Genomic DNA, 3,147 nt, shown 5'->3' with positions numbered 1-3,147 from the left:
GTGAGCGTCCAGTCAGCCCATCTTGAAAGCCTGGGCGTTTCATAGGAGCCTCGAGTCCACTTCAACACTTGGTGGACACGTGAACACTATCCCTGATCGGCCAGCAGGCCCGCGCCAGCGGCGGCGAGCGCACACCGATGATTTCAAGGCCGACGCGGTGGCGGCCTGCCAGCAGCCTGGCATGTCGATGGCCGCAGTGGCGATGGCTCACGGCATCAACGCTAACCTTCTTCGGCGCTGGGTGCATGAGGCGGAGCTGAGACCAAGAAGCGAGGTCGTGCATGCAGACGTCGTAGCTGGAGCCACAGCGCGAGAGCCCAAGACCGTCTTCGTGCCGGTCAGTCTGCCGCCACCTGCCCCACCACCGCACGTCCCGGACATTCGCATCGAGTTGCGACGAGGACCGATGACGGTCATGGTGACCTGGCCGGCGGGTGCGGCCAGCGACTGCGCGGTCTGGATGCGCGAGCTGCTTCGATGATCCGCATCGACGCGATGTGGCTGGCCGCCGAGCCCATCGACATGCGCGCCGGCGCCGACCGCCTGCTGGCGCGCGTTGTGCAAGTCTTCGGTACAGCCCAGGCCCACCACGGCTACCTGTTTGCCAACGCCCGCGGCACCCGCATCAAACTCCTCATGCACGACGGCTTTGGCGTCTGGTGCGCGGCACGCCGGCTCAACGCGGGCCGCTTCGCGTGGGTACCGGCCACCACGACATCGCCCATATCTCTGTCGCTCACCAACGCTCAGTTCGACGCGCTGGTCCTCGGCCTGCCGTGGGAGCGGTTGCCCGAATTGAGCACCATCACGCGGGCCTGACAGCAACATCGACACTGGCACTTGACCGCGCCAGCGTCGACGCAATTCGTACTTGTTCCGATGCGCTGCATACAGGGTCCTGGCACCATGCTGTCATGCTCGGCACGCACGATCTTCCCACGCTCAATCTGCAGGCGCTCCCGCCCGAAGCGCTGGCCTGGGTCGCCCGTTGGCAGCATGTCGAACGGCAACTCGCACTGCGTGAGCAGGCTCTTGTCGATCGCGAGCGCGAGTTGGGCCAAGCCAGGGATCTCCTGCAGCGCAAGGACCGCGACATCGCCTGGCGCGACGCCAAGATCGAGAAGATCACCTTCGAGTTGGCTCGCCTCAAACGCTGGAAGTTCGGCGCCAGCTCCGAGGCGATGAACACCGACCAGCGACGCCTGTTCGAGGAGACGATCGCCGAGGACGAGGCGAGCCTGCGTGCGCAGCTGGAGCAACTGCGGGGCGAATCCACGGAGACCACTGTCGACGCCAAGCCGAAGGCCGCGCCGAGGCGACCACGCCGTCAGCCATTGCCTGAGCACCTGCGTCGCGTCGAACACCGTCATGAGCCCGAGAGCACCCGCTGCCCCGCGTCCCACTGCGGGCGCCCGATGACGCGCATCGGCGAGGAGGTGAGCGAGCGGCTGGATATCGTGCCGGCCGAGTTCTTCGTCCATCGCCATATCTACGGCAAATGGGCATGCCGCTGCTGTCAGATCCTCAAACAGGCGCCGTCCATCCCGGAACTGATCGAGGGCGGCATGGCCGCCAGCGGCCTCATCGCGCACACGCTCATCAGCCGCTGCGTCGACCACTTGCCGTACTACCGGCAAGAGGCGATCAACGCCCGCAGCGGCGTCCACACACCGCGTTCCACGCTCGCGGCATGGGCTGGCCAGGCGGGCGCGGCGCTGGAGCCACTCTACGATGTGCACAAGGCCTTCATCCTCGCGTGCCGGGTCCTGCATGCCGACGAGACGCCCGTGGCGCTGCTCGACCCCGGTGCCGGCAAGACGCGCAAGGCCTACGTCTGGGCCTACGCGAGGAGCTGGCACGACCCTGTGCCCGGCGTGGTCTATGAGTTTTGCCTGGGCCGTGGCGCGCAGTACCCGAAGGCCTTCCTCGCGGGCGACGTGCGACGGGGCCGTGGGCGCTGGTCCGGAACGCTGCTGACGGACCGCTACGCAGGCTACGACAGCGTGCTGGACCCGCGCATCCATGCCGATCGCATCAGCGCGGCTTGTGTCGCACATGCACGCCGTAAGTTTGAGGAGCTGACTCGCACGGGCACGAGCCCGATCGGCGACGAGGCGATCCGTCGCTATGCGCGGATCTATGCGGTCGAGGCCGAACTCAAGGGCATGAGCGACGGCGAGCGCATGTCGCAGCGGCAGCAACTCGCCAAGCCGCTGTGGGCCAAGCTCAAACAATGGCTCGAACTCGAACGACGGCTGGTCGCGGACGGCAGCTCCGTAGCGGGCGCCATGGACTACACGCTCGGTCACTGGGCCGCGCTGACGCACTACCTCGAGGACGGCGCCGTCGCGATCGACAACAACCACCTGGAGCGGCAGATCAAGCCTTGGGCAATGGGGCGACGGGCATGGCTCTTCGCCGGCAGCGAACTCGCCGGCCAACGCACGGCCATGGTGATGAGCCTGGTGCAGTCGGCACGCCTGAACGGCCACGACCCCTGGGCCTACCTGCGCGACGTGCTGCAGCGCCTGCCGACGCAGCCAAACAGTCGAATTGAGGAGTTGCTGCCGCACCGCTGGCAATCGGCATGCAGCGCAGCACCATGACCTTGCTCACGCAGGCCGTGATGGTTCGGGCGAGCATCGACATCGACCGCATGAGCGCGCAGCACAAGGTTGAGCTGGCCGACGAAATCCACGCCCGGCAGCCGAACCTACTCGCCTCTATCCTGGTGTTGCCCCGCTTCGGGGTCGACATGCTGCAGCTGGAGGTGCCCATTCACGTCCTGCTGGTCACATTCCAGGCGATGAAGCACTGCGGGCGCGCCTTGCCAACGATCTCTGAAGACGTCCAGGAAACCTGCTTGCAGCGGCTGACGGCGACGATGAGGTTCACCGAAGGCGTGCCGCCAGATCTTGGCGATCAGATGATCTCGAAGTTCTGCGTCGACCACCCCGAGCGGTACCTGCTCGCGTTCGTGTACGGCCACCTCGGCGAGCGTGACCTGCTGCGCGTGAGAACCGACGCCGAGAAGTACCTGCTGCTGGCTTGCCTCAACCTCGTGGAGTGCGTGGCCTACATCGGTGCACAACTGCAGTCCAAATGAGCTGAGGGCGTCCGGTCAAGTGGGTTGACTGGACGCTCACG

At 66.2% G+C, this 3,147-nt stretch carries 4 protein-coding genes; all 4 read left to right on the top strand.

Going from position 1 to position 3,147, the window contains the following annotated elements:
* Window positions 1-79 precede the first annotated feature (79 nt).
* The 4 genes from tnpA (at window position 80) to AAHB17_RS24315 (ending at window position 3,106) form a co-directional block, all read left to right on the top strand.
* Entirely contained in the window at window positions 80-481 is a 402-nt protein-coding gene (gene tnpA, locus AAHB17_RS24825) for an IS66-like element accessory protein TnpA (protein ID WP_446719651.1), read from the top strand.
* Entirely contained in the window at window positions 478-819 is a 342-nt protein-coding gene (gene tnpB, locus AAHB17_RS24325) for an IS66 family insertion sequence element accessory protein TnpB (protein WP_342133641.1), read from the top strand. Before tnpA ends, tnpB begins: the two co-directional genes overlap by 4 nt.
* Window positions 820-914: 95 nt before the next feature.
* Window positions 915-2,606, top strand: coding sequence for an IS66 family transposase (gene tnpC / locus AAHB17_RS24320; RefSeq protein ID WP_342133640.1), 1,692 nt, complete (start codon window positions 915-917; stop codon window positions 2,604-2,606).
* A complete protein-coding gene (locus tag AAHB17_RS24315) occupies window positions 2,588-3,106 on the top strand; it encodes a hypothetical protein (RefSeq protein ID WP_342133639.1) in 519 nt (172 codons plus the stop codon). The genes tnpC and AAHB17_RS24315 overlap by 19 nt, the downstream gene beginning before the upstream one ends.
* The last annotated feature ends 41 nt before the right edge of the window (window positions 3,107-3,147 follow it).

Origin of the sequence: Hydrogenophaga sp. OTU3427, from assembly GCF_038440225.1 — a bacterium.
Lineage (GTDB): Bacteria > Pseudomonadota > Gammaproteobacteria > Burkholderiales > Burkholderiaceae_C > Hydrogenophaga.
This window is presented reverse-complemented; position numbering and strand designations above follow the sequence as displayed.

Coding starts and splice junctions, on each gene's coding strand:
- tnpC (WP_342133640.1), top strand. CDS start 915: ATGCTCGGCACGCACGATCTTCCCACGCTCAATCTGCAGGCGCTCCCG.
- tnpB (WP_342133641.1), top strand. CDS start 478: ATGATCCGCATCGACGCGATGTGGCTGGCCGCCGAGCCCATCGACATG.
- AAHB17_RS24315 (WP_342133639.1), top strand. CDS start 2,588: ATGCAGCGCAGCACCATGACCTTGCTCACGCAGGCCGTGATGGTTCGG.